Below are 21,987 nucleotides of genomic sequence, written 5' to 3'. Positions count from 1 at the left end.
GCGGCGCGAGGCCCTGGTGGGCCTCGCGTTCGTCGCCCCGATGCTGGTGCTGTTCATCGTCTTCCGCTTCGGACCGACGCTGGGCGCGGCCTTCCTCTCGCTCACCGACTACCGGCTGAGCGGCGAATGGCAGTTCATCGGGGCCGAGAACTACACGCGGCTGCTGCGCGACGACCTGTTCTGGGAGAGCCTGGGCGTCACCGCCTTCTACACCGTCGTCTACGTCCCCATGACGGTGCTGCTCGCCCTCGGCACGGCCGTCCTGCTGCATCGCACCATCTGGCTGCGAGGCTTCTTCCGCGGCGTCTTCTTCCTGCCGTACGTCACCAGCATCGTGCTGGCCGCCGTCATCTGGAAGTGGATCTACGAGGTCGACGACGGGCTGCTGAACGCCGCACTCGGCGCCCTCTCCCTCGGCCCGGTCGACTTCCTCGGCGATGAGTCGCTCGTGCTGCCCTCCATCGCGGCCACCTCCGCCTGGAAGGGCTTCGGCTACACCATGCTGATCCTTCTCGCCGGACTCCAGTCCATCCCGCGCGAGGTCACCGAGGCCGCCACCGTCGACGGCGCGAGCGCCTGGCAGCGCTTTCGCTTCGTGACCCTGCCGATGCTGCGGCCCGTGCTCTTCTTCGTCCTCGTCATCGAGGCGATCCAGGCCTTCCAGGTCTTCGACGCGATGTACGTGATGACCGCCGGCGGCCCCGTCAGGGCCAGCTATTCGCTCGTCTACTTCCTCTACGACTCCGGCTTCAAGTACTTCGACTTCGGCTACGCCAGCGCGGTCGGCCTGATGCTCTTCCTCGTCGTCCTGCTCTTCTCGCTCATCCAGCGCCGGCTCATCGGCAGAGAGGCGGACTGATGGGAGCCCGGCTGAGACTGCCCGTACTGCTGATCCTCGTCGCTTTCGTGACCGTCACACCCTTCGCGGTCATGGTGCTGGTCGCCTTCGCCCCGCCCGGTGGCCAGACGCTGCCCGGGGCCTTCGACATCACCCGGGCGACCTGGCAGAACTTCTCCGACGTCCTGGCGGGCGCGGACATCACCCGCTGGGCGCTCAACTCGCTGATCTACTCGCTCGTTTCGGTCGTGCTCATCCTGCTGTTCTCGTCGATGGCCGGATACGCCTTCGCCAAGAAGCGGTTTCCCGGGCGCGAGGTGCTCTTCTGGGCGTTCCTGGCGACCTTGATGGTGCCCTTCCAGGCGACGCTCATCCCGTACTACATCCTGGTCTCGAAGATGGGCGGCGTCGACACCTACTGGGGCCTGATCGTGCCGACCCTGGCCAACTCCCAGGCCGTCTTCCTGATGCGGCAGTTCATGTACCAGCTGCCCGACGAGCTCTTCGAGGCCGCGAAGATCGACGGCGCATCCGAGTGGCGTATCTACACCACGATCGTCATCCCGCTGATCCGGCCGATCCTGGCCACGCTGGGTGTCTTCGTCTTTCTCTGGCACTGGAACGACTTCCTGTGGCCGCTCGTCATCGGCCAGTCCTCGTCGATGCGCACGCTCACGGTCGGCCTTGCCACGCTCGCGGGCGAGGACGTCGCGATCAACCAGATCATGGCGGGAGCGACCATCACCGTCGTCCCCTGCCTGCTGGTCTTCGGGCTGCTGCAGCGCTATCTGACCGACTCCATCGCCACCAGCGGCCTCAAGTCCTGAACGTTCAGCCGCCCAGCCGGGGCAGCACCTTGGTGCCGAACGTCTCGATGGCGCTCAGGGCGTCCGCCTGCGGCATGCCGGGCGGCTGGATGCGCAGCACCACCCCGTCGGCGCCCATCTCGCCGTACGCCCCCAGCCGCTCGACGCACCCGTCGACCGAACCGATCACCGAGCGCGCCTCGATGTCGTCCCACTGCTGGGCGTAGCGGGCCGCGTCGGCCGAGGTGCGCTTCCAGTCGCCGTAGGCGTCGTACAGACCGCGCAGCGGGGCTTCCAGCGCGCTTCGGGCCTGCTGCGAGGTGGCGGCGGCGTAGCCCTCGCGGCAGACGATGACCTCGGCGCCCAGACTGGCGGCGCCGCGCGGGAAGGAGCGGTACTCCTCGATCTTTCCGGGCAGTTCGGAGTCGAGCTCGTTGAAGGAGGTCGTCCAGCCGTCGCACATCCGGGCCGTACGCTCCAGGGCCGCGGAGACCCGGCCGCCGTTCCAGATCCGCGGCCGCGGGGACTGCACCGGGCGCGGCGAGAGAAAGGCATCCTCCGCCGAGGTCCAGCGGCCGTGGTGGGTGACCTTGTCCTCGGTCCACAGCCGGGTGACCAGCTCCAGGCACTCCTCGAAACGGGACACGCGCTCGCGCGGCTGGGTGCCGAACAGGGTGAACTCCTCGGGCCGGTAGCCCAGTACGAAACCGGCCGTCAGTCGCCCGCCCGACAGCACATCGATGTGTGCGAGCGTCTCGGCGAGCCACACCGGCTGGTAGACCGGCGCGATCAGTCCGGCCGTGGCGAGGCCGATCCGCTCGGTGTGCGCGGCGAGATACGCCAATGAGGTGAGCGCCTCGTGATAGCCGGGCCGGTGCAGATGCCGCTCGCCGAGCACCACCCAGTCGAATCCGGCCTCCTCGGCCAGCCGCACCTGCTCCACGGCATCGGCCAGACGGGGCCTCTCTGCCGCGTCCGCGTAGAGATTGACGTACAGGCCGAGACGCATGGGACGCTCCTTTACGGTCCGGGCCGTAAAGGCTAGCGTGTCGCCAACGACCGCGACAGACGGGAGAGATCGCCCATGTCCGCGACGCCCACCTCCAAGGCGGAGGACCTGGTGCGGCGGCTGCGCGGCACCGTACTGCCCGCGGTGGCCACGCCCATGGACCCCGGCGGGGTCGTGGACTTCGGCGCACTGTGCGGGTACGCGGAACGGATCGCGGCCGAGCGGATCGGCGGCGTGGCCGTCTGGGCGCACACCGGCCGCGGCCTCCACCTCTCCGAGTCCGACCGCCTTCAGGTGCTGCGCACCTGGCGGGAGGCGGTTCAAGGGCTGATCGTGGCAGGTGCGGGGGTGCCACGATCGGCCCGCGCGAGCAACTTGCGGGAGGCCTGGGACGCCACCGTCGCCATGGCGGTCCAGGCGGCCGACCTCGGCGCGGACGCGGTCATGGTCTACCCGCTGGCGCAGTTCGCCGCCAGGCCGGCCGGGCAGGCGGAGGCGGTACGCCTCCACGAGCGGGTCGCCGAGGAGAGCGGGCTGCCGGTGCTCGGCTTCTTCCTCCACGGCGAGGCGGGCGGCTACCCCTACCCGCCCGACCTCATCCGCCTCCTGCTCGCCCTGCCGTCGGCCGCCGGGGTCAAACTCGCCACGCTGGACCGCGCGATGGCATGCCAGGACGCGATCGGTGCGGCGAGGTCGAGCGGGAAGCTCGCCATCACCGGCGAGGACCGGATGTTCGGCCCGTCCCTGATGTGGGGCGCGGACTCGGCGCTGGTGGGCATCGCGGCGGCGAGGGTGTCGCTGACGGGGGCGGTGCTGGGCGCGTGGAACGCGGGGGATTACGGGGCGTTCGTGCGGGCGTCGGGTCGGCTGGACCGTTTCGCGGAGGCGACGTTCCGGGATCCGATCGAGGGGTATGTGCAGCGGATGCTGTGGGCGGGGGTGTGGGAGGGGTTGATCCCTGAGCACGCCGCTCATGATCCGTACGGGCCGGAACTCCCGGTGGGGGAGAGGGAATCGGTGATCGCCTGCTTGGAGGAGCTGGCCAAGGAGCCCGACTAGGCGCGGGCGTCCGGGGTGGGCGGTGCGCCTGCGGCGGGCCTTCCCCTACCCGCCCCTTCCCGAACTGGGGCTCCGCCCCAGACCCCGCGCCTCAATCGCCGGCGGGGCTGAATGTGCGGCCCTGCCGCACATTCAGCCCGTCCGGCGTTTGAGGACATGCGGCCGAAGGTCGCATATGGGGGTCTGGGGGCTTGCCCCCAGTTCGCGCCGCGAAGCCGGCACAGGGGTCCGGGGCGGAGCCCCGGTCAAGGGAAGGGGCGGGTAGGGGAAAGCGCCGCAGGCAACCCGAACAACCGCACCGCGTTCCCCCACAGCACCCGCTCCAACTCCTCCGCAGAGAACCCCGCATCCCGCACCACCCCCAACGCCACGCACGGGTCGATCAGCGTCGCGTCCGTGCCGAAGAGCAGGCGGTCCACCGGGACCCCCGCCTCCCTCGCGTAGGCGATGCGGCCCGCGTCCGTCGCGGTGCGGCAGTGCTCCAGGTAGAGGCGGTCGCACGACGCGGCCGCATGCGCCGCCTCGCGCCACGCGTCGCCGCCCGCGTGGCCCATGATGACGCGCAGGCCCGGCCGGGACGCCAGGAGTTCCGGCAGGAGGGTGACCTCGTCGCCCCAGGTGTGCAGCAGCAGCGGTACGCCCGCCTCGGCGACCACGTCGAACGCCTCCGCCATCGCCCGCGCCCCGGGCAGCTGCCCCGGATAGTGCGTGTGGATCTTCGCCCCGACGAACCGCCCGGTGTCCATGCAGCGCCGCAGATCCGCGGCGCTCTCCTCGGGCCGGTTGGGGTTCACCACGGCGTATCCGTACAGCCGCGGCTGCTGCGCGAGCACCTTGCTCAGTGCCGCGTTGCCGCCGACCGCGTCGTACACGACCGCCTCCGACGCGGACACCAGCTGCAGGTCGATGCCGTAGCGGTCCATCTGCCGCAGATTTCTCTCCGAGTCACCGGCCGTGAGGTGGAACTGCCAGCGGCCCACATGGGCGTGCACATCGATGATCGGCATCAGGCCAGCAGCTCCTCGACGTTCTTCGTAGAGATCGCGGCCCGGTCGTCGTCCGTGATGTCCGCGTACCGCAGCCGCAGCGTCTGCGGCGAGATGTCCATGAACGGGGTGCGCGAACCGAAGACGAGATGGCGCGGGCCCACCGTCTCCACCACGCGCTCGATGGAGTCGGGTCCCGACAGCATCCGGGTGGTGGCCCGGAATCCGGGCTCCTCGCGGGCCATCAGCAGGAAGTCGGCCAGCAGATAGGCGTGCAGGTCGAGAAAGACCACATCGGCGCCGAGACCCATGAGCGGCGGGCCGAAGCGGCGGGGGTCGCCGTCGTGGAGGAGTGTCAGGCCGCGTTCCAGGGCGAGCGAGACGATCCGGCGGTAGCCGGGGAAGCCGGGCTCGGTCATCTGCTCGATCGTGAACAGCCGCAGGAACCGCACTCCGGCCGCGGCCAGTTCGTCCAGCCGGTCCTCCGCGGTCAGCGCGTCGCGGACGTCGATGGTGCCGACCGGAAGCAGCTCCGGGCAGTCGGCGAGGTCGCGCACCGTCTCGGCGTTGCCTTCGCCGTCGTCGAAGAGAGGGCCGCGCGTCGACAGGGCCAGCGCACAGGCGACGGGCGAACGGCCCAGGCGCTCGCGGACCTCCGGCAGCCCGATGTCGCGGTGGTGCCGAGGCCACGGCCCGTACAGCACGTCCACGTCCCAGCCGATGAACTCCTCGGGGGACGGATGCAGCCACTCGTACGCGCTCATCGGTCTTCCCCGTCGGCCAGGGCATGGGCGATCCGGTCCACGTCGTCCTCCGAGTACCCCTCGTTCCACTGGAGCACCAGCAGCGTACGGTCGATCAGCCGCTCCGCACGGGGACACAGGCCCGGTGGATATCCGGTGAGTGCCGGGTTGGCGTACAGCGGGCGCTCCAGATAGCCGGGCAGTGCGGGAATGCCCGCGGCCTGGAGCTTCTTGGCCCAGCGGGCGTTGTCGTCGACCAGGAGCGGCACCACCCACCAGGCGTGCCCCGCGCGGCGCGTGGGCATCTCCACGCCCGGGATCCCGGCGATCGCCGCGGCCAGCTGCTCGGCGCGCTCCCGCCGTACGCGTACGACGTCCGCGACCTTCGTGAGCTGGGCGCGGGCGACCGCCGCGACGAGCTCGGGCATCCGGTAGTTGAGGCCGGGCTCCCGGTGGATGCGGCCCTCGGCGCGGTCCCAGCCCTTGTCCATGAACAGCCGCATATGGCGGGCGAGTGCCGGGTCGTCGGTGAGCGTGAGTCCGCCGTCGCCCGCGGTGATGTGCTTGTACTGCTGAAGGCTGAAGCAGGCGATGTCACCGACCGTGCCGAGCAGCCGGCCGCCGGCATCCTCGCCGAGCCAGGCCTGGGCGCAGTCCTCGATCAGGACGAGCCCGTGCCGGTCGCACACCGCGCGCAGCGCGTCGATGTCCGCCGCGCCGCCGAAGAGATGCACGGCGATGACGGCCTTGGTGCGCGGCGTGACGGCGGCTTCGACCGCTGCGGGGTCGAGGTTGCCGTCCTCGGCGCGTACGTCGGCGAACACCACGCGTGCCCCCTGTGCCAGTACGGGCGCGACCGTGCCGAAGTCCGAGATCGGGGTGGTGACGACCTCGTCGCCCGGGCCCACCCCGGCCGCGGCGACCGCCAGGTGCAGCGCGGCCGTCCCCGAACTGCTGGCGATCGTGTGTGCGCGGGAGTACATCCCGCTCATCTCGGCTTCGAGGGAGCGTGCTTCACTGCCGAAAGCGCTGCACAGGACGGTCGAGTCCAGCACGCGCAGAACAGCTGCCCGTTCCTCCTCGCCGAAGGTGCGGCCGCGGGCGTCGAGAACTGTGGGCAGTGGCATTTCCCGTTCGGGCATCGGGGCACTATCCTCTCCGCAAGCATGCGGTTATGGCCTGGGCCGAAATTAGAACCGCGGTTGCCGGGCGTCAACCCCGTCCAGAAGTACCGCAGAACCACTCCAGAAGAACGGAGACCGGCCGATGGCTCTCACGGTCGGCGTGATCGGTCCCGAGGACCTTGTGCCCAAAGTGGTCGCGGTCGGCGGCTCGTCCGGGGCCGACCGTCTTGTGCCGCTCCCGTACCGCCACGAGGACGAGACCCTCGACGTGGTCGCGCGGGCGCAGGCCGACGTGGACGCGCTGCTGTTCACCGGCGTCGTGCCGCACACCCTCGCGACGGCCGCCGGTCTGCTGGACCGGCCCGCCATGTATGTCCCGTACAACGGCGCGACCCTGCTGCGGGCGCTGGTCGAACTGCTCCGGCTGGGCCACGACGTGTCCCGGATCTCCATCGACACGCTGCGCCGCAGCGAGGTCATGGAGACACTCACCGAGGCCAAGCTGCCCACCGAGCATGTGCATGTACTGCCCTACCGGCCCGGGCTGACCTCGCAGGACCTGGCGGACTTCCATCTCACCGCCCGCGACAAGAAGCAGACCAGGGTCGCCCTGACCTGCCTCGGCTCGGCCTTCCACCTGCTCGACCACGAGATGCACGCCGTACGGCTGGCACCCTCCCGGCACTCCATACGTTCCACGCTCCAGGCCCTCGTCCTCGCCACCGCGGGCGCGCACAGCGGAGACGCCCAGGTCGCGCTCGGCATCATCGACCTCCCGGCCGCCGACCGCGAACTCGCCGCCGACCTGCGGGTACTGGGCGGCAGCCTCGCCGATCTGCCGCACGGGGAGCGGCTGGTCGTCACCACCCGGGGCGTCCTGGAGGAGGTCAGCGAGCAGTTCACCCGCCTGCCCTTCCTCAGCGATCTCGCCGCCCGGCACGGTGCCGCGCACGTCGGCTTCGGACTCGGCCGCACCGCCGCGGAGGCCGAATCGCTCGCCAGGCGCGCGGTCAACCGGGCCCGCTCGGTGGGCCCGGTCGCCGGGGTCGTCTCGATGACCGACGACGTCGACATCGTGATCGACGCGGAACGGTCCTCCGGGACGGCGGTCCCGGGCCCGGAGAGCACGGTCACGCTCGCCCGCCGCGTCGGACTGAACGCCACAACACTCGACCGGCTGCGCGAACTGGCCGCGCAGGACACGGACGAGGGCATCACCGCCCACCGCGTCGCCGAACACCTCGACGTCCAGCAGCGCACGGCCCGCCGCATCCTCAAACGCCTGGAGCGGGCGGGGGTCGCCGTGCCGACGGGCAGCCGGCAAGAAGGTCAGACCGGCCGCCCGCCGATCGTCTACCGCGTACGCCTCTGAGCCACCCCCACACGCGCTCGCTCCCTTACGGTCCGGGCCGTAACTCGAAGGAGCCGTGCTTGAAGATCGCCTCGGTCCACACGCGCGTCGTCAGGGCACCGTACCGGCGCCCCTTCGTCATCAGCAGCGGAACCAGCCCCGAACTGATCAGCCTGGTCGTCGAAGTACGCACCGCCGACGGCGAGTCCGGCTTCGGCGAGGCGTCCCCCATGACCGCCTACACCGGAGAGACCCTCGCCGGTCTCGAGGCCGCCCTCACCGAACACGCCGCCCCCGCACTCATCGGCCGCGACCCTCGCGATCTGGCCGGAGCGCACACCGCGATGGACGCCGCGATCCGCGGCCAGCATCTCGCCAAGGCGGCGCTGGACATCGCGCTGCACGACCTTGCTGCGCGGGCGGCGGGCTGGCCCGTCCATCTGCTGCTCGGCGGCTGCGTCCGCCCGCGCGTCCCCACCACCTGGGTCGTCGGACTCGGCACCGTCGAGGAGATGGTGGAAGAGGCGACCGCGTACGCGGCGAAGGGCTTCACCCACATCAAGGTCAAGGGCGGCGAGGACCCGGATCTCGATGTCGGGCTGGTCCGGTCCGTACGCGAGTCCGTGCCCGACTCCGTCGAACTGTCCCTCGACGCGAACGAGGGCTACGACCCCGGCACGGCCGCCAGGACCGTGGCCCGGCTCGCCGACGCGGGCCTCGATCTGGTCGAACAGCCCCTGCCGCGCTGGGACTTGACCGGCATGGCGGCGCTGCGTGGCGGTGGCGGGGTGCGGGTGATGGCCGACGAGAGCATGCAGTCGCCGCACGACGCGCTGGAGATCGTCCGCCGTGGCGCCGCGGATGTCCTCAACATCAAGATCCTCAAGGTCGGCGGGCTCCACCGGGCGCGGCAGGTCGCGGCGGTGGCGGAGTCCGCGGGCCTCGCGGTGAAGATCGGCACGATGCCGGAACTGGGCGTCGCGTCGCTGGCCGCGGCGCATCTGGCGGCGGCTCTTCCGCATGCGACGGTGCCGGCGGATCTGGTGGGTCCACTGCTGGTGGATGCGGAGCCGCTGGCGCGGAGCGCGTTTGCGGGGGTGGTGGACACGGGGTGGGTGGAGGTTCCGGTGGGGCCGGGGCTGGGCCACGAGCTGTGACGTCGCGGGGGCGGGGGTTGCGCCTGCGGCGGGCTTTCACCCCACCCCGCCCCTTCCCGAACTGGGGGCAAGCCCCCAGACCCCCGTACGCCCTTCGGGCGTGTCCTCAAATGCCGGACGGGCTGAATACTCAGCCCTCCGCCTCGCCCACGACCACCCCCACCCGCCCCGCCAGCGTCCCCACCGCCCCCGACGGCGTCTCCAGTGCCACCAGTTCCGCGACCGCCTCCGCCGTCTGCGGATCCGTCGCCGCCGTCGCCGCGAGCAGCGCGATGAGGTGGTCAAGCAGCCAGTCCCGCAGCTCGGCCGCCGACGGCTGCTTCCCCTCGTCCAGCCAGATCAGCGACGCCGCCTCGACCGCCGCGATCCAGGTGCGCACCATCATCCGCAGCCGCGGTCCCGGCCGGTCCGCGCCGATGTGGACGAGGATCTGCTCCGCCGCGGCCCGCCGTACCTCGTCGACGATCGCGGTCGTACGGGACGTCTCTGCGACGCTTCCGCCCTGCAGCAGCGCGCTGAACCCGGCGTCGTGCTCGTCGACGAAGACGAGGTAGCGGTCCAGTACCCGGGCGACCCGCTCGGTCGGCGGACCGGTGGGCGGTTCCGTGAAGCACAGCTCCAGCTGGTCCGCGGCGGACCGCAGCGCCGTCTCGTACAACTGCTGCTTGCCGCCGGGGAAGTAGCGGTAGACGAGGGGCCGTGAGACCCCCGCCGCCTCGGCCACGTCGTCGAGGGATATCTCGTCCGGCGGCTGGTGCGCGAAGAGGGTGAGCGCGGCCGCGAGGAGCTGTCTGCGGCGCTCCTCGACGCTGAGCCGCCGGTAGGCACGGGTCGCTGGAGCGGGACTGGTCATGCTCGCAGCGTATGCCCTGCGCGGGATCAGGCGAGGAGTCCTGAGCGCTTCCACAGCCGCCGCCCCGGCCCCCGCAGGACGCCGATGTCGTCGAGGAAGTCCGTCAGCCGCTTCGCGCCCGACTGCATCACCTCTCGCCGGTGTCCGCTCGCGCGGACCTGGGCGACCGCCTCGCGCGGGTCGAGGCCGATGTTCGTGTACACCTGCGGATTCACGAAGCAGATGGAGAAGACCCGCGCCGCCTCCCCGCAGCTGAGCCGGGTGAGCTCCTGCTCCCAGCGCGGCGCGGTCACCATCTGGCGGCGCAACTCCTCGCGGGCGTACCGGACATGGCGAGCCTCCTCCACCACGTGGATGCGGGTCACTCCCCGCACCAGAGTCTGGACGCGCTCGTCGGGGAAGGTCAGGCGCTGCATCCAGTCGAGGATTTCCTCGCCGAGCAGCGTCGCCGCGAAGGAACCGGGCGTGGTCGAGATCGTCTTCAGGACGCGCCCCAGATTGTGGTAGAGCCGCGGTGGGGGATACGCCGGTGTCCCGCCCTTCTGGATCATCCTGGCGAACATCATCGAGTGCCGGCACTCGTCGGCGATCTCGGTGAGCGCGTAGCGAACGTGGTTGCTGGTCACGGGCTTGTCATAGATGTGCCGCACCAGCAGCTGCATCAGGATGATCTCGAACCAGATGCCGAGCGAGGCGAGCGCCGCGGACTCGTGCCGCGCCAGGTCGAAGCGCTGCTTCTCGGACATTGTGTGCCACAGCGGGGTGTCGTAGAGGGAGAGCAGCTCCGGTGGCCAGAACCACTTGCCGTCCTCGGCCGACGCGTCCCAGTCGAGTTCCTTGTCGGGGTCGAAGGAGTGCTTGGCGGAGGACTCGAGCAGGCGCTCGGCGACCTGTTCGCGGTCGCGGAGCGGGCCGAGTGCGTCGCGGAGCAGCCGGATGTCCTGTTCGGTCACTGTCGTCATGGCCATTATGAGACTCCCTGTCAGTAAGCCCGTCAATCCCTTGCGTACGACTTGTTGACTCTTCGTCTACCAACGTGTGAGCCTGCCAAGTGGCCTTCGGTATACGGGATATGAGGCGAAGGAGTCGCCGGTGTCGACGTACGACCGCTACACACACGCCCCCGAAACCCTCCAGTGGCAGGTCCCTGCTTCCGGCGCCGCCCGTTTCAGCTGGGAGTACGACGACGGCCGCGACCGGCTCCTCGCCCTCTACCAGAAGGGCAAGGACAAGCAGTGGGACGGCGCCAAGCGCATCGACTGGGACCTGGAGGTCGATCCCTGCGATGCGCTCGGCACCCCCGACGAGGCCCTCACCCTCTACGGCTCCCGCTACTGGGCGAAGATGACCGAGAAGGACAAGGGTGAGCTGCGCAAGCACTACACGTCCTGGCAGTTCAGCCAGTTTCTGCACGGCGAGCAGGGTGCGATGGTGTGCGCCGCGCGGATCGTCGAGTCGGTCCCCGATCTGGACGCGAAGTTCTACTCCGCCACCCAGACCATGGACGAGGCCCGGCACGCCGAGATCTACGGCCGGTTCCTGCACGAGAAGATCGGGATGCTCTACCCGGTCAACGACAACCTCCAGGGACTGCTCGGCGACACCCTGCGCGACTCCCGCTGGGACATGCCGTATCTGGGCATGCAGGTCCTCATCGAAGGCCTCGCCCTGGCGGCGTTCGGCCTGCTGCGGGACACCACCGACAAGCCGCTGCCCAAGCAGATCCTCGCGTACGTCATGCAGGACGAGGCCCGCCATGTCGCCTTCGGGCGCATGGCACTGCGCGACTACTACAAGGAGCTCAGTGACGCGGAGCTGCGCGAGCGCGAGGAGTTCGTCATCGAGGGCTGCTACCTGATGCGCGACCGGCTCAGCGGGGTGGAGGTGCTGGAGAACTTCGGCATCCCCAAGCAGGAGGCGGCCGAGCTCTCCGAGCAGTCGGAATACCTGCAGCTCTTCCGCAAGCTGCTGTTCAGCCGGATCGTTCCGTGCGTCAAGGACATCGGGCTGTGGGGCGAGCGGCTGCAGCAGGCTTATCTGGACATGGGCGTCTTCGAGCTGGGTGACGCCAACCTCGACCTCCTGATGTCCGAGGACGAGGAGATCGCCGAACAGCTCGACCGCGAACGCTTCGCCGCGGAGGAGCAGGCCCGGGTCTCGGAGGTCGAGGAGGCGATCGCGCAGGGCGGGCAGGGAGCCTAGGCCGGCGGCGGGAAGCTCTGCCGCAGTGTGAACGCCTCAGGTGTGGGGCCGTGTTCGCGAAGGTGGAGGAGGCGCTTCTCCGCCTCCGCGACCGTCGGGCGGTGGCCCGAGTCCACCCACCACAGGGTGGTCATCGCCTCCTGCACCCGCTCGAACCACTCGTGGCGGCGGCTCAGCAGCTCCCGGTGCTGACCTTGGTACATGAACGCGGTGAGCGCGTGGGTGTCCCGCCACACGGACATGTTCACGATGAGCCACTCGTCCCCGAAGACCGGGACGTCCGTCGCGTTGCCGCTCTCGCTCTTCAGCCTCCAGACGAAGCCGTCCGCCGCGTCCGCGACGGCGTTCACCGGGTCGAGGCCGTCGACGAAGTCCTTCAGCTCCGTGGAGTCCAATGGGAATTTGAGTCGGGCTATGTTCACCTGGGCGAGTTCGTAGGGCTTCGGTTGGTTGGTCATGGGCGCACCCTAATCGTGTGTCTCTCCGCCGCCACCGCCATTTCGAGGAGCGAGATGTCCGTGCCCGGGGCCGTCACCAGTTGCAGGCCGACCGGGCAGCCGTCGCTCGTGAATCCTGCCGGGATGCTGGCCGCCGGATGGCCGCTCAGGTTGAAGGCCCAGGTCAGGGCCGTGGAGTAGAGCTCGCCCGGGCCGTCGTGGCCGTGCGGGCGGTTCGGGGTCGCCGGGGTGAGGAGCAGGTCGCTGTCCGCGAAGAGTCCGGCGAGGCGGCGGTCGTTCTCCGCCCGCACGTCCGCGGCGGCCGCGGGCTCCCCGCGCCGGGTCGACTGCCAGGCGTCCTTCGGGTCGAGCAGGGGGAAGGGCCGCCTGTCGACGCGTACGACACCTGCCGACGCCAGCCGGTCCACCGCCGACCGGGCGACCGACTCCACCTCCGGGTCGGTCTCGGCATACCCCAGGTCCGGTGACCAGCGCGCACGGAGCGGCAGGGGCGCCCGGACCGTCGCGTAGCCGTCCAGGACGCACCTCAGATAGGCCCGCGCGTCCGCCGCCGAGCGGGTCAGCACACCCGCCGACGCCAGGCCCGTCCGGTCCGGCGACGGCAGCAGCCCGTTCGTCGTCTTCAGGCCGAACACCCCGCACCACGCCGCCGGGATCCGTACCGAGCCCGCCCCGTCGCTGCCCGTGGCCAGCGGCACCATTCCCGCGGCGACGGCCACCGCCGAGCCCGCCGACGAACCGCCCGGCGTACGGTCCGCGCGCCACGGGTTGCGTGTGCGGCCGTGGGCGCCGAGACCCCATGTCTGCCAGTACGTACCGGCGCCCGGCACCGACGTCGAGCCGACCGGGACAGCGCCCGCCGCGATCAGCCGCCGGGCCGCGTACGAGCGGATTCCGGAAGGTCCCTTCACCGCGAACGGCACACCGGACAGGGGGAGTCGGCGATCCGCACGCTGAGCGAGCGCCCGCTCGGGCCAGACCTCGACGAACGCGCTCAGCCCGGGATCGAGCCGCCCGATCCGCTCCAGCGCCTGTTCCACCACCATCCGGTCAGTCTCTCAGCGCTGCCTCCATCACCGCCCGGGCGATCGGCGCCGCGCTGCCCCCGCCGCTGATCTCGCCGCGTACTTCGGACGCGTCCTCGACCACCACCGCCACCGCGACCGCCGGGCGGATCGCGTCCCGCGCCTGGGCCCAGGAGATGAACCAGGCGTACGGCGTGGCGGAGTTGTCGAGTCCGTGCTGTGCCGTGCCCGTCTTGCCGCCCACCCTCGCCCCCTCGATCGCGGCGTTCTCGCCGGTGCCCTCCTCGACCGCCCTGATCATCAGCTCCTGGAGCTGCTGGGCGGTCGCCGGGCTCATCGCCTGGTGGTACGAGACCGGGGTGTTCTGCGCGAGCGTGTGGCCGTTCGAGCGGGTCACCCGGTCCACGAGATAAGGGCGTTTGAGATCCCCGCCGTTGGCGACCGCCGCCGAGACCATCGCCATCTGGAGCGGAGTCGCCGTGGTGTCGAACTGCCCGATCGAGGAGAGCGCCACCTGGTCGACGCTCATCCGGCGGTCGAAATTGGACGTCGCGACGCCCGAGGGAATCCTCAGCGACGGGTCGTTGAAGCCGAACCTGTCCGCCGTGTCCAGCATTCCGGCCAGCCCGACCTGGACCCCGATATGCGCCATCACGGTGTTGCAGGACCACTGGATGGCATACGCGAGGGAGGCATCGCCGCAGCCGTCGGCCGCGTTGGGGAGCGTGGTGCGGGTCCCGGGCAGGACATACGGATCGGGTGCGCCGCTCGGCTCGTCGACATCGCCGACCACGCCCGAGTCCAGCGCTGCCGCCGCCGTCACGATCTTGAAGGCGGAACCGGGCGGATAGGTCTGCCGGATGGCCCGGTTGAGCATCGGCTGATGGCCCGACGCATTGAGCCTGGCCCACGCGGACTTGACCGGGGGCCCGGTGCCGGAGAGCTCTCCGGGGTCGTACGAGGGGCTGCTGACCAGCGCCAGGATCTTCCCGGTCGACGGCTCGATCGCGGCGACCGCGCCCCGCCGCCCGGCCAGGCCCTCGAACGCGGCCCGCTGCATGGAGGGCCTGATGGTCGTGACGACCGTGCCGCCGGGCGACTCGCCACGGCTGATGTCGTTCCAGAAGGGCAGCGGCGCGAGCATCGGGGCGGAGCCCGAGAGGATGCCGTCCTCGGCGCTCTCCAGCAGGCTGGTGCCGTAGGTCTGCGAGGAGTAGCCCGTCACGGGTGCGTACAGCGGGCCTTCGGTGTAGGTGCGCTCGAAGCGCAGCTGCTGGCCGGAGTCCCGGGAGCCGGTGACGGCCCGGCCGCCGACCAGGATGTTCCCGCGCGGATCGTCGTAACGGGCGATCGCCACACGCCGGTTGGCCGGGTTCTTGTCGAGCGAGGTGGCGTCGAGGATCTGCACCCGGGCGGCGTTGACGAGCAGCGCGCCCAGGAGCAGCAGACACAGGACGGCGGCCCGCCGGATGTAGCGGATCACCGTTCGTCCTCCAGGTCCAGGGCCGGTTCCCGGTCCGGGAGCGGGGCGAGTGCGCCCGGCTCGGGCGCCTCGGGGTGCGGCGCGCGGGCCGAGTCGCTGACGGTGATGAGCAGCGCCACGATGATCCAGTTGGTGACCACGGACGAACCGCCCTGCGCCAGAAAGGGCATCGCCATACCGGTGAGCGGGATCAGGCCCATCACGCCGCCCGCGATCACGAAGACCTGGAGGGCGATGATCGAGGCTAGGCCGACGGCGAGCAGCCGGCCGAAGGGGTCGCGCAGGGCGAGCCCGGCGCGGTAGCCGCGCGCCACCAGAAGCCCGTACAGCAGGAAGATCGCGGTCAGGCCGACCAGGCCGAGCTCCTCGCCCGCGGTGGCGAGGATGAAGTCCGACTTGGCGGCGAAGCCGATGAGGACGGAGTGCCCGAGTCCGAGGCCCTCGCCGAGCATCCCGCCCGCGGCGAAGGCGAAGAGCGACTGGGCGAGCTGGCCGGGGCCCTGGCCGGCCTGGATGGAGGCGAAGGGGTCGAGCCAGTCCGTGACCCGGCTGTTGACGTGCGGTTCGAGCGAGCCGACGGCGAACGCGCCCGCCCCGGCGAGCAGCAGGCCCACGGCGATCCAGCCGGTCCGTCCCGTCGCCACGTACAGCATGATCACAAAGAGTCCGAAGAAGAGCAGCGAGGTGCCGAGGTCCCGTTCGAGGACCAGGACGACGACGCTGAGCAGCCAGATCGCGACGATCGGGCCGAGCACCCGGCCGGTGGGGAGCTGGAGCCGCCAGATCCGGCGGCCGGTGTAGGCCAGGGCGTTGCGGTTGGCGGCGAGATACGCGGCGAAGAAGACGGCGAGGAGGATCTTGGCGAACTCGCCCGGCTGGAAGGACAGTCCGCCGATCCGGATCCAGATCTTGGCGCCGTTCACGGCGGGGAAGAGGATCGGCGCGATCATCAGGACCAGGGCCGCGGCGACCGAGAGATAGGCGTACCGCTGCAGCACCCGGTGGTCGCGCAGCAGGACGACGGCGGCGATGAACAGGCCGACGCCGACGGTGGACCAGATCAGCTGGGCGGGCGCTGCCACCTCGCCGGGAGTGTCCAGGTCGAGACGGTAGATGAACACCAGGCCGATGCCGTTGAGCAGGACCGCGATGGGCAGTAGCAGCGGATCGGCGTAGGGGGCGCGCAGGCGTACGGCGAGATGGGCGAGCAGGGCCAGGACGCCGAGGCCCGCTCCGTAGCGCGCGGCGTCGGGCGGGACGGCGTTGTTCTTCGTCAGACCCACGTCGATGTAGCCGTAGACGGAGATGAGGACGGCGCAGACGAGGAGCGAGAGTTCGACGCCCCGCCGCTTGGGGAGGCGCAGGTCGGGCGGGGGAGCGTCCGCCGGCCTCGTCGTCGTTGCGGTCATGCCTCGCAACGTAGCCGCGGCTCGGCCCCGGACCCGGTTGCCCGGGTACCGGACGGGCCGAAGTCAGCCCGTCCGGCCGTGCTCGGCCGTGTTGTCGGCCCCGTCGTCCATGCCGTCCAGGAGCCCTGCGTACTCCGGCAGCGTCAGCCGGGCCACCGCGCCGCCCCCGGGTGCGTTCCAGAAGCGCAGCTCGGCACCGATCACCGCCGACTGGCCGGCCGCGATGGTCAGTCCGAGCCCGTGGCCCTTGCTGCCGCCGTCCGTACGGAAGCGCTGCGGCCCGTGGTCGAGGAGGTATTGCGGAAAGCCCGTGCCATGGTCGGCGACCGTCACGACAGTGCCGTCCACGGTCAGCACCACCGGCGGCTTCCCGTGCCTGTGGGCATTGGCGACCAGATTGCCGAGCACCCGTTCCAGCCGGCGCTTGTCGGTCTCCACGGTCGCGTCGCGCAGGACGCGTATCTCCGTGTCCGTGGCCGAGGCCCGCACCACCCGCTCGGCCAGGTACGCGAGCTCGTGCACGTCCAGGTCCACCGTCTCGCTGCCCGCGTCGAGACGGGAGATCTCCAGCAGATCCTCGGTCAGCGAGCGCATCGCCCGCACCCGGTCCCGCACCAGCTCGGCCGGACGGCCCTCGGGCAACAGCTCGGCCGCGGCGGTCAGTCCGGTCAGCGGCGTACGCAACTCGTGCGCCACGTCCGCCGTGAACCGCTGCTCGCTCAGCAGCTTGCCCTGCAGGGACGAGGCCATGGTGTCCAGCGCGCCGGAGACCGTCGCGACCTCGTCCTGGGGGCGCGAAGGGTCCTTGGTGCGCGGGTCGTTGACGCGCGCGTCCAGGTCGCCCGCGCTGATCTTCCTCGCGACCTGCGCCGTCAGATGGAGCCGGCGCGTGATCCTGGTGACGGCGAACGCGCCCACCAGCAGCGTCGCCCCGATGGCGAGCACCGAGGAGCCGACGATCGCCCGGTCCAGGCCGGTGATCGTGTTCGCGCTGGTGGTGTAGTCGACGCGGACGGCGAGCGCCCGCCCGTCGGCCGGGCCGGCCGCCCACATGATGGGGCGGCCCCGGTAGCTCTCGACCATCGTGCCGCGCTTCCCGCCGACGGCGAGAGCGCGCAGCGAGTGCGGCAGCCCCGGCGGGTCCACGCCCCCGAACCGGGGCACGGGCTCACCCGACTCGTATGCCCGCGTGACCTCGACCAGCCGGGCCAGCGCCTTCTCCCGGGCCTGGTCCACCGTCTGCCGGGTCATCGATGCGTGCACCAGCGCGCCGAGCATCGCGGCCAGCGCGCAGCACATCACGGTGATGAAGACCGCGGCCTTCCAGGTGAGGGTCGCGGTCCAGCGGGGGAGCCGGGGCCGATTCACCGCCGGGCCGCCGGGCGCTCGGGCGCGTGGGAGCGGGAGGACTTGACGCGGACGATCTCGTCACGGGTGGGCAGCATGGCGTGCTGCGGCTCGTCCCAGGACCAGGCGGTGCGGTACTCGTATCCGGGGATGCCCGCCGAGACGGACCGCATGATCAGGTCCCGGCCCGCCAGATCCACGCTGACGATCTGGTCGGAGGTGGACATGACGCGTGTCAGGCGGCCCTTGTCGGGCATGTAGACACGCAACGCCGTCTGCTGCTCGGGCATCTTGATGCCGACGATCAGTTCCTCGTGGCCGTCGCCGGTCAGATCGCGGTAGTACGGCGCGAGCACCGGGCAGGACTTCGGCTTCTCCTCGCAGGCGCCGAGCTGACGGACGGTTTCCTCGTAGAGGCCGTCGACGCCGGTGACCTGATCGGGGTGGGCCCTGGCCTCGGCCCGAACCACCGCGACGGCGTCGAGTCTGCGGACGTCGTCGCCCGGCACCTTGATACCGGGGACGCGCTCGGTGTCCGTCTCGCCGTAGTCGTTGGGCGGCGCGGTGACGGGTGGCAGATCGGGCCACAGCCGTACGGGGCCGACCGCCGTGGGGGTCGCGCCCGCGCTCTTCATCCGTCCCTCGTCGCCGCAGCCGGCGAGGAGTACGGCTGCGGACACCGTGAGCAGCACGGCGTACAACAGGCGGTTCGAGCTCGGGCTCAAGATTCTCCTTGCCGGGCGTGGCCCGAGGTACGGCTCTACAGATGATGCTTTACCGAGGGAGCCGGCGCCCGGCCGGCCTTCCCACGGGCCCGTCAGTGCTGGTACGGCTGCTGACCGGGCTGCTGCTGGGGCTGCCCGTACCCCTGCGCCTGCGGCGCAGCGCCCGCGGCCTGCGCCTGAAGCTGCTCCGCCTGCTCCTTGGTGATGCGCTGCTCCATGCCGCAGAAGGTGCACTGCGTCGAGAACTTCGTCGAGAACGGGAACAGCGGGATGAAGAACAGCGTGAACTTGGTGACGTACTTCCTCAGCGTGTGCGCGGACGGATTGCCGCAGTGCCCGCACACCAGCGTGAGTATCGCCAGCTGGTAGAGGTAGCCCCTGCTGCCAAAGATGATCATGCTCTTGGTCTCTCCCTCGTCAACGCCCGCCGGCACAGGGCCAGCAGCTTCTCGTCGGTAAAGATGTCATGACTGCCCACGCCGCCGTCGATCGCATTGTGGCGTCGTACGGAATGGAGCTCCTCGCGCAGAATGCGCTCTGCCCCCTCGGCCGACATTTCGGTCAGGCACTGGGCGATCGCGGTCCGGGTGGCGGGCAGTTGCTCCCAGGACGTGAGCAGCACAGGCCATGCCCGCCCGGGATCGCCCGTCACCCGCCACAGCGCGATCGCCGCGTCCACCCGGGTCCACGGCTCGGCCGCCCCCAGCAGTTCACGCAGCGCGGGCGCGGCCTTCTCGCCCGCCGGGCCCAGCGCGCCGAGCGCCGTTGCCGCCGAACGCCGTCCGCCGGAGTCCGCCTCGGACAGCGCGGCACACAGCACGGGCAGTACGGCCCCGGCATCACCCTCGACCGCCCACAGCGCGCCCGCCGTCCTCGCCGCGAGCGACGCCGAGAAGCCGGAGCCGACGCCGACCGAGCGCAGCAGCGCCCGCAGGTCCGGTATCGCGTCCGCCGCGGCGGGGCCGAAGGCGGTCAGCGCCCGCAGCGCCGACTCGGCGACCCACTCCCTGCGGTCATCGGGCGCGCCCCGCAGCACCCGCAGCACCTCGGGCACCGCCTCGGCGGCCCGCAGCGCCGTCAGCCCGTACAACAGCGGCCCGGCCCGGTCGAAGAGCCGCTCGTCCAGCTCGATCTCGCCGAGCCTGCGCCGCAGCGCCGGTGCCAGCGGCGCCGCCGCCGCGCCCAGATGGTCCAGCGCATGGCCCACGTCGTGCGGAGGCTCGGGAAGGTCCAGCGTCCGCGCCAGCACCGGCACGGCCCGCCGGTCGCCCGCCCGCGCCAGCGCCGAGAGCGCGCTGCCGAGCGAGGGTGGCCCGCCCTCCCAGTGACGCACCCAGGCCTCGGGGTCGGCGGCCACCCGGTCGGCCAGCGCGTCGGCGGCGGGCGCGGCCAGGCAGAACAGCTCCCCGAGGGTGTCGGCGGCCGCGTCGGCGAGACGTTTCTCCGGGTCGGCGAGCTGCTCACCGATCAGGCCGACCAGCTCACCGTAGGCACCGCGCCAGGTCCCCAGCAGCCCGCTGCTCATCCGTACGGCATCGATCCGCTGTCCCCAGTCGGGGCTGCACAACTGGTCGACGAGCAGGGCGATCCGGTCGTCCACGCGATCGCCCAGACCGGAGTGCAGCGTCCGCAGCAGGTCCGCTGTCCAGGGCGTGCCACGGCCCACCGTGTCCGCCTCGTGCGCCTCGCGCAGCCGCCCCGGCAGGGTCGGCGCGGGCGGCCGTTCGGAAGCGGGCTCCCCGAGGGGGGAGGAGGTCACCGGCCCGGCGCGCAGCTCACGCAGCAGCCCCGTCACCCCCGGCACCACATCGGCGGGCAGAGTGTCCGGCGCGCAGCGGGCGAGCTGCGCGAGCGCGGCCAGCCGCAGCCCCGGGCCCGACGGCACCCGGGTCAGCCCCAGTAGCCACTCCACGACTTCGGGGGCGAGCCTCCGGTGCCGCAGTGCTATCCGGCCCCCGGCCTCGACGCAGGCGAGGCGCACCTCCTCGTCGGGCTCCGCGGCGAGCCGCTCCCGCAGCAGGGCGAGCACCAGCCCGGGATCGCTGTGCAGGGTCGCGAGGGCGAGCGGGGCGGCGAGCCGCAGCCCGCGGTCCTCGGCGTCGAGCAGCGCCAGGAAGACGTCCGCGCCGGCGGTCACGGCGGATGCGGCCATCGCGTAGTTGGCGGCGTACTCGAACTCCTCGTCCTCCGGGTCCAGTTCGTCGTCGTCCAGGTCGATGCCGCCGATGCTGGTCAGCAACTCGACGATGCCGCCGCGGTCCTGGACCGCCGGATTCGCCACGAGTTCGAGGAGGAAGGGAATGCAGGCGAGCGTCGAGTCGTACACATCACCCTGGTGGTGCACCGCTCCGTACATGCCGTCGAGCGCCGTCTCGCGGTCGTCCGGGTCCGCCGAGGCCAGTGCGTACAGCATCTGCGGAACATCGTCCGCCGGACCGTAGGCGTGCCCCAGTGCTGCCCAGTCGACCTCGTGGATCCCCCCGAACACGCTTGCCCCCTCCCAAGAACCTTGCGCTTGGGGAGAGTGTGCACCACCGCTCGGCATCGCGTGGATATTGCCCCGAAGGCCCCTGTGCTGTTCCCATGGTCGAGGGGTGGTGGCATGACGAGGCTTCGCGTGACACCCGCACACAGGCAGGGCCGGGACCGGTTGTACGTCAGCCTCCCGGACGGCCGCAACGTCGCCTGGTACGACAGGGACAGCGGCCGGGTCAGTCTGGTCTCCGAGCGCCACCGCGCCGATGTGCTGTCAGCCCTCGCCCCTTATCTGACCGGCGACGTGAGCATCGGACCGCCGCCCGTTCCCACCTCCGCCGACCTCGCCCGGCTGTCCCTCCACCCGGACGACGACCTGGCCCCCAACCGGCCCGGCGAAGGGCTCCTGGTGGAGCTCGACTCGCTGCCCGAGGGCGCCGACCGCCGCTTCCGTCAGGACCCGCGCCGCGTCCAGCTCGCCGCCCAGCAGCTGCTCGGCGAAGCGCTCGACCGGCTGGAGGGCGCGGGCTGGCGGATCCTGCACTCGGTGCCGCTGCCGGGCGCCGACCGCATCGACCATCTGGCCGTAGGCCCGGGCGGACTGCTGGCCGTGCACACCCTGGCGGCCCGCCGGCTCAAGGTGCGGATCGCCGACCCGATGGTGCGGGCCGGACGCGGCGGGCCGGCGCCGCTGCTGCGGCTGACCCGCCGCCGGGCCGAGCGCGCCACCCTCGCGCTGGCGGCGGCGGTGCGCCCGGTGCTCGCCGTGGTCGGGGCGGCGCGGCTCGACGTACTGCCCGTGCCGCCCGACATCCGGATCATCCGCGACGACGAAGTGCCCGCCCTGGCCAGGCTCGGCGGCGTCCTCAAGCCGGCGGACATCGAAGCGCTGTACGCGACGGCACGGGACCGCCGCACCTGGCTGCGCGCTTAGATG

The 21,987-nt window shown here is 71.4% G+C and carries 21 protein-coding genes; 7 read left to right on the top strand and 14 right to left on the bottom strand.

Features of this window, described 5'->3' with window-relative positions; translation table 11 throughout:
* The first annotated feature begins 13 nt into the window (after nt 1-13).
* Together OHA61_RS11955 and OHA61_RS11950 are read left to right on the top strand one after the other, a co-directional pair.
* Complete coding sequence (locus OHA61_RS11955; RefSeq protein ID WP_406307327.1) at nt 14-859, top strand: carbohydrate ABC transporter permease; 846 nt, start codon at nt 14-16, stop codon at nt 857-859.
* Complete coding sequence (locus tag OHA61_RS11950) at nt 859-1,665, top strand: carbohydrate ABC transporter permease (protein WP_406303063.1); 807 nt, start codon at nt 859-861, stop codon at nt 1,663-1,665. Before OHA61_RS11955 ends, OHA61_RS11950 begins: the two co-directional genes overlap by 1 nt.
* A gap of 4 nt (nt 1,666-1,669) precedes the next feature.
* On the opposite strand, the gene OHA61_RS11945 is transcribed toward OHA61_RS11950, so the two are convergent.
* The gene (locus OHA61_RS11945) at nt 1,670-2,653 is read right to left on the bottom strand and encodes an LLM class flavin-dependent oxidoreductase (protein ID WP_406303062.1); all 984 of its coding nucleotides are present in this window, start codon (nt 2,651-2,653) and stop codon (nt 1,670-1,672) included.
* 75 nt (nt 2,654-2,728) lie between these two features.
* Here OHA61_RS11945 and OHA61_RS11940 point away from each other — a divergent pair, with 75 nt between their 5' ends.
* Nucleotides 2,729-3,712 (top strand): dihydrodipicolinate synthase family protein, encoded by a 984-nt coding sequence (locus OHA61_RS11940; protein WP_406303061.1) that lies wholly within the window; start codon nt 2,729-2,731, stop codon nt 3,710-3,712.
* Nucleotides 3,713-3,957: 245 nt separating this feature from the next.
* Here the strand turns inward: OHA61_RS11940 and OHA61_RS11935 are convergent, their stop codons facing one another.
* From OHA61_RS11935 to OHA61_RS11925, 3 genes are read right to left on the bottom strand one after another with little or no spacing between them, the layout of a single operon-like run.
* Nucleotides 3,958-4,719, bottom strand: a complete 762-nt coding sequence (locus OHA61_RS11935) for an amidohydrolase family protein (protein WP_406303060.1) — start codon at nt 4,717-4,719, stop codon at nt 3,958-3,960.
* Nucleotides 4,719-5,462: a hypothetical protein gene (locus OHA61_RS11930; RefSeq protein WP_406303059.1), complete on the bottom strand. Its 744-nt coding sequence runs from the start codon at nt 5,460-5,462 to the stop codon at nt 4,719-4,721. Before OHA61_RS11930 ends, OHA61_RS11935 begins: the two co-directional genes overlap by 1 nt.
* Nucleotides 5,459-6,583, bottom strand: coding sequence for a DegT/DnrJ/EryC1/StrS family aminotransferase (locus OHA61_RS11925; protein WP_406303058.1), 1,125 nt, complete (start codon nt 6,581-6,583; stop codon nt 5,459-5,461). The genes OHA61_RS11930 and OHA61_RS11925 overlap by 4 nt, the downstream gene beginning before the upstream one ends.
* 124 nt (nt 6,584-6,707) lie before the next feature.
* On the opposite strand from OHA61_RS11925, the gene OHA61_RS11920 reads away from it, so the two are divergent.
* Both OHA61_RS11920 and OHA61_RS11915 read left to right on the top strand, forming a co-directional pair.
* Nucleotides 6,708-7,937: a helix-turn-helix domain-containing protein gene (locus OHA61_RS11920; RefSeq protein ID WP_389370245.1), complete on the top strand. Its 1,230-nt coding sequence runs from the start codon at nt 6,708-6,710 to the stop codon at nt 7,935-7,937.
* Between the two features lie 59 nt (nt 7,938-7,996).
* Nucleotides 7,997-9,073, top strand: a complete 1,077-nt coding sequence (locus tag OHA61_RS11915) for a mandelate racemase/muconate lactonizing enzyme family protein (protein ID WP_406303057.1) — start codon at nt 7,997-7,999, stop codon at nt 9,071-9,073.
* Between the two features lie 130 nt (nt 9,074-9,203).
* Here the strand turns inward: OHA61_RS11915 and OHA61_RS11910 are convergent, their stop codons facing one another.
* Nucleotides 9,204-9,926, bottom strand: a complete 723-nt coding sequence (locus OHA61_RS11910) for a TetR/AcrR family transcriptional regulator (protein WP_406303056.1) — start codon at nt 9,924-9,926, stop codon at nt 9,204-9,206.
* Nucleotides 9,927-9,952: 26 nt separating this feature from the next.
* Entirely contained in the window at nt 9,953-10,888 is a 936-nt protein-coding gene (locus tag OHA61_RS11905) for a diiron oxygenase (protein ID WP_406307326.1), read from the bottom strand.
* A 130-nt stretch (nt 10,889-11,018) separates the two neighbouring features.
* On the opposite strand from OHA61_RS11905, the gene OHA61_RS11900 reads away from it, so the two are divergent.
* On the top strand, nt 11,019-12,128 hold the full coding sequence (locus tag OHA61_RS11900) for a ferritin-like domain-containing protein (RefSeq protein WP_406303055.1): 1,110 nt from the start codon (nt 11,019-11,021) through the stop codon (nt 12,126-12,128).
* Here OHA61_RS11900 and OHA61_RS11895 read toward each other — a convergent pair.
* The 8 genes from OHA61_RS11895 to OHA61_RS11860 all read right to left on the bottom strand — a co-directional run bounded on the left by OHA61_RS11895 (nt 12,125) and on the right by OHA61_RS11860 (nt 21,063).
* Nucleotides 12,125-12,586, bottom strand: a complete 462-nt coding sequence (locus OHA61_RS11895) for a DUF3291 domain-containing protein (RefSeq protein ID WP_406303054.1) — start codon at nt 12,584-12,586, stop codon at nt 12,125-12,127. The genes OHA61_RS11900 and OHA61_RS11895 overlap by 4 nt on opposite strands.
* A complete protein-coding gene (locus OHA61_RS11890) occupies nt 12,583-13,632 on the bottom strand; it encodes an amidase (RefSeq protein ID WP_406303053.1) in 1,050 nt (349 codons plus the stop codon). Before OHA61_RS11890 ends, OHA61_RS11895 begins: the two co-directional genes overlap by 4 nt.
* Before the next feature lie 4 nt (nt 13,633-13,636).
* Nucleotides 13,637-15,094: a penicillin-binding transpeptidase domain-containing protein gene (locus OHA61_RS11885; protein ID WP_406303052.1), complete on the bottom strand. Its 1,458-nt coding sequence runs from the start codon at nt 15,092-15,094 to the stop codon at nt 13,637-13,639.
* Nucleotides 15,091-16,503, bottom strand: coding sequence for an FtsW/RodA/SpoVE family cell cycle protein (locus tag OHA61_RS11880; protein WP_406303051.1), 1,413 nt, complete (start codon nt 16,501-16,503; stop codon nt 15,091-15,093). The genes OHA61_RS11885 and OHA61_RS11880 overlap by 4 nt, the downstream gene beginning before the upstream one ends.
* 63 nt (nt 16,504-16,566) lie before the next feature.
* Entirely contained in the window at nt 16,567-17,871 is a 1,305-nt protein-coding gene (locus OHA61_RS11875; RefSeq protein WP_406303050.1) for an ATP-binding protein, read from the bottom strand.
* Nucleotides 17,868-18,575, bottom strand: a complete 708-nt coding sequence (locus tag OHA61_RS11870) for a hypothetical protein (protein ID WP_406303049.1) — start codon at nt 18,573-18,575, stop codon at nt 17,868-17,870. Before OHA61_RS11870 ends, OHA61_RS11875 begins: the two co-directional genes overlap by 4 nt.
* A 92-nt stretch (nt 18,576-18,667) precedes the next feature.
* Nucleotides 18,668-18,973: a zinc-ribbon domain-containing protein gene (locus OHA61_RS11865; RefSeq protein WP_406303048.1), complete on the bottom strand. Its 306-nt coding sequence runs from the start codon at nt 18,971-18,973 to the stop codon at nt 18,668-18,670.
* Nucleotides 18,970-21,063 carry a PBS lyase gene (locus OHA61_RS11860; protein ID WP_406303047.1) on the bottom strand — a complete coding sequence of 698 codons (2,094 nt, stop codon included), beginning with the start codon at nt 21,061-21,063 and terminating at the stop codon, nt 18,970-18,972. Before OHA61_RS11860 ends, OHA61_RS11865 begins: the two co-directional genes overlap by 4 nt.
* A 114-nt stretch (nt 21,064-21,177) precedes the next feature.
* Here OHA61_RS11860 and OHA61_RS11855 point away from each other — a divergent pair, with 114 nt between their 5' ends.
* On the top strand, nt 21,178-21,984 hold the full coding sequence (locus tag OHA61_RS11855; protein WP_406303046.1) for a nuclease-related domain-containing protein: 807 nt from the start codon (nt 21,178-21,180) through the stop codon (nt 21,982-21,984).
* Nucleotides 21,985-21,987 lie beyond the last annotated feature (3 nt).

Source organism: Streptomyces sp. NBC_00885 (assembly GCF_045207475.1).
Taxonomy (GTDB): Bacteria; Actinomycetota; Actinomycetes; order Streptomycetales; family Streptomycetaceae; genus Streptomyces.
This window is presented reverse-complemented; position numbering and strand designations above follow the sequence as displayed.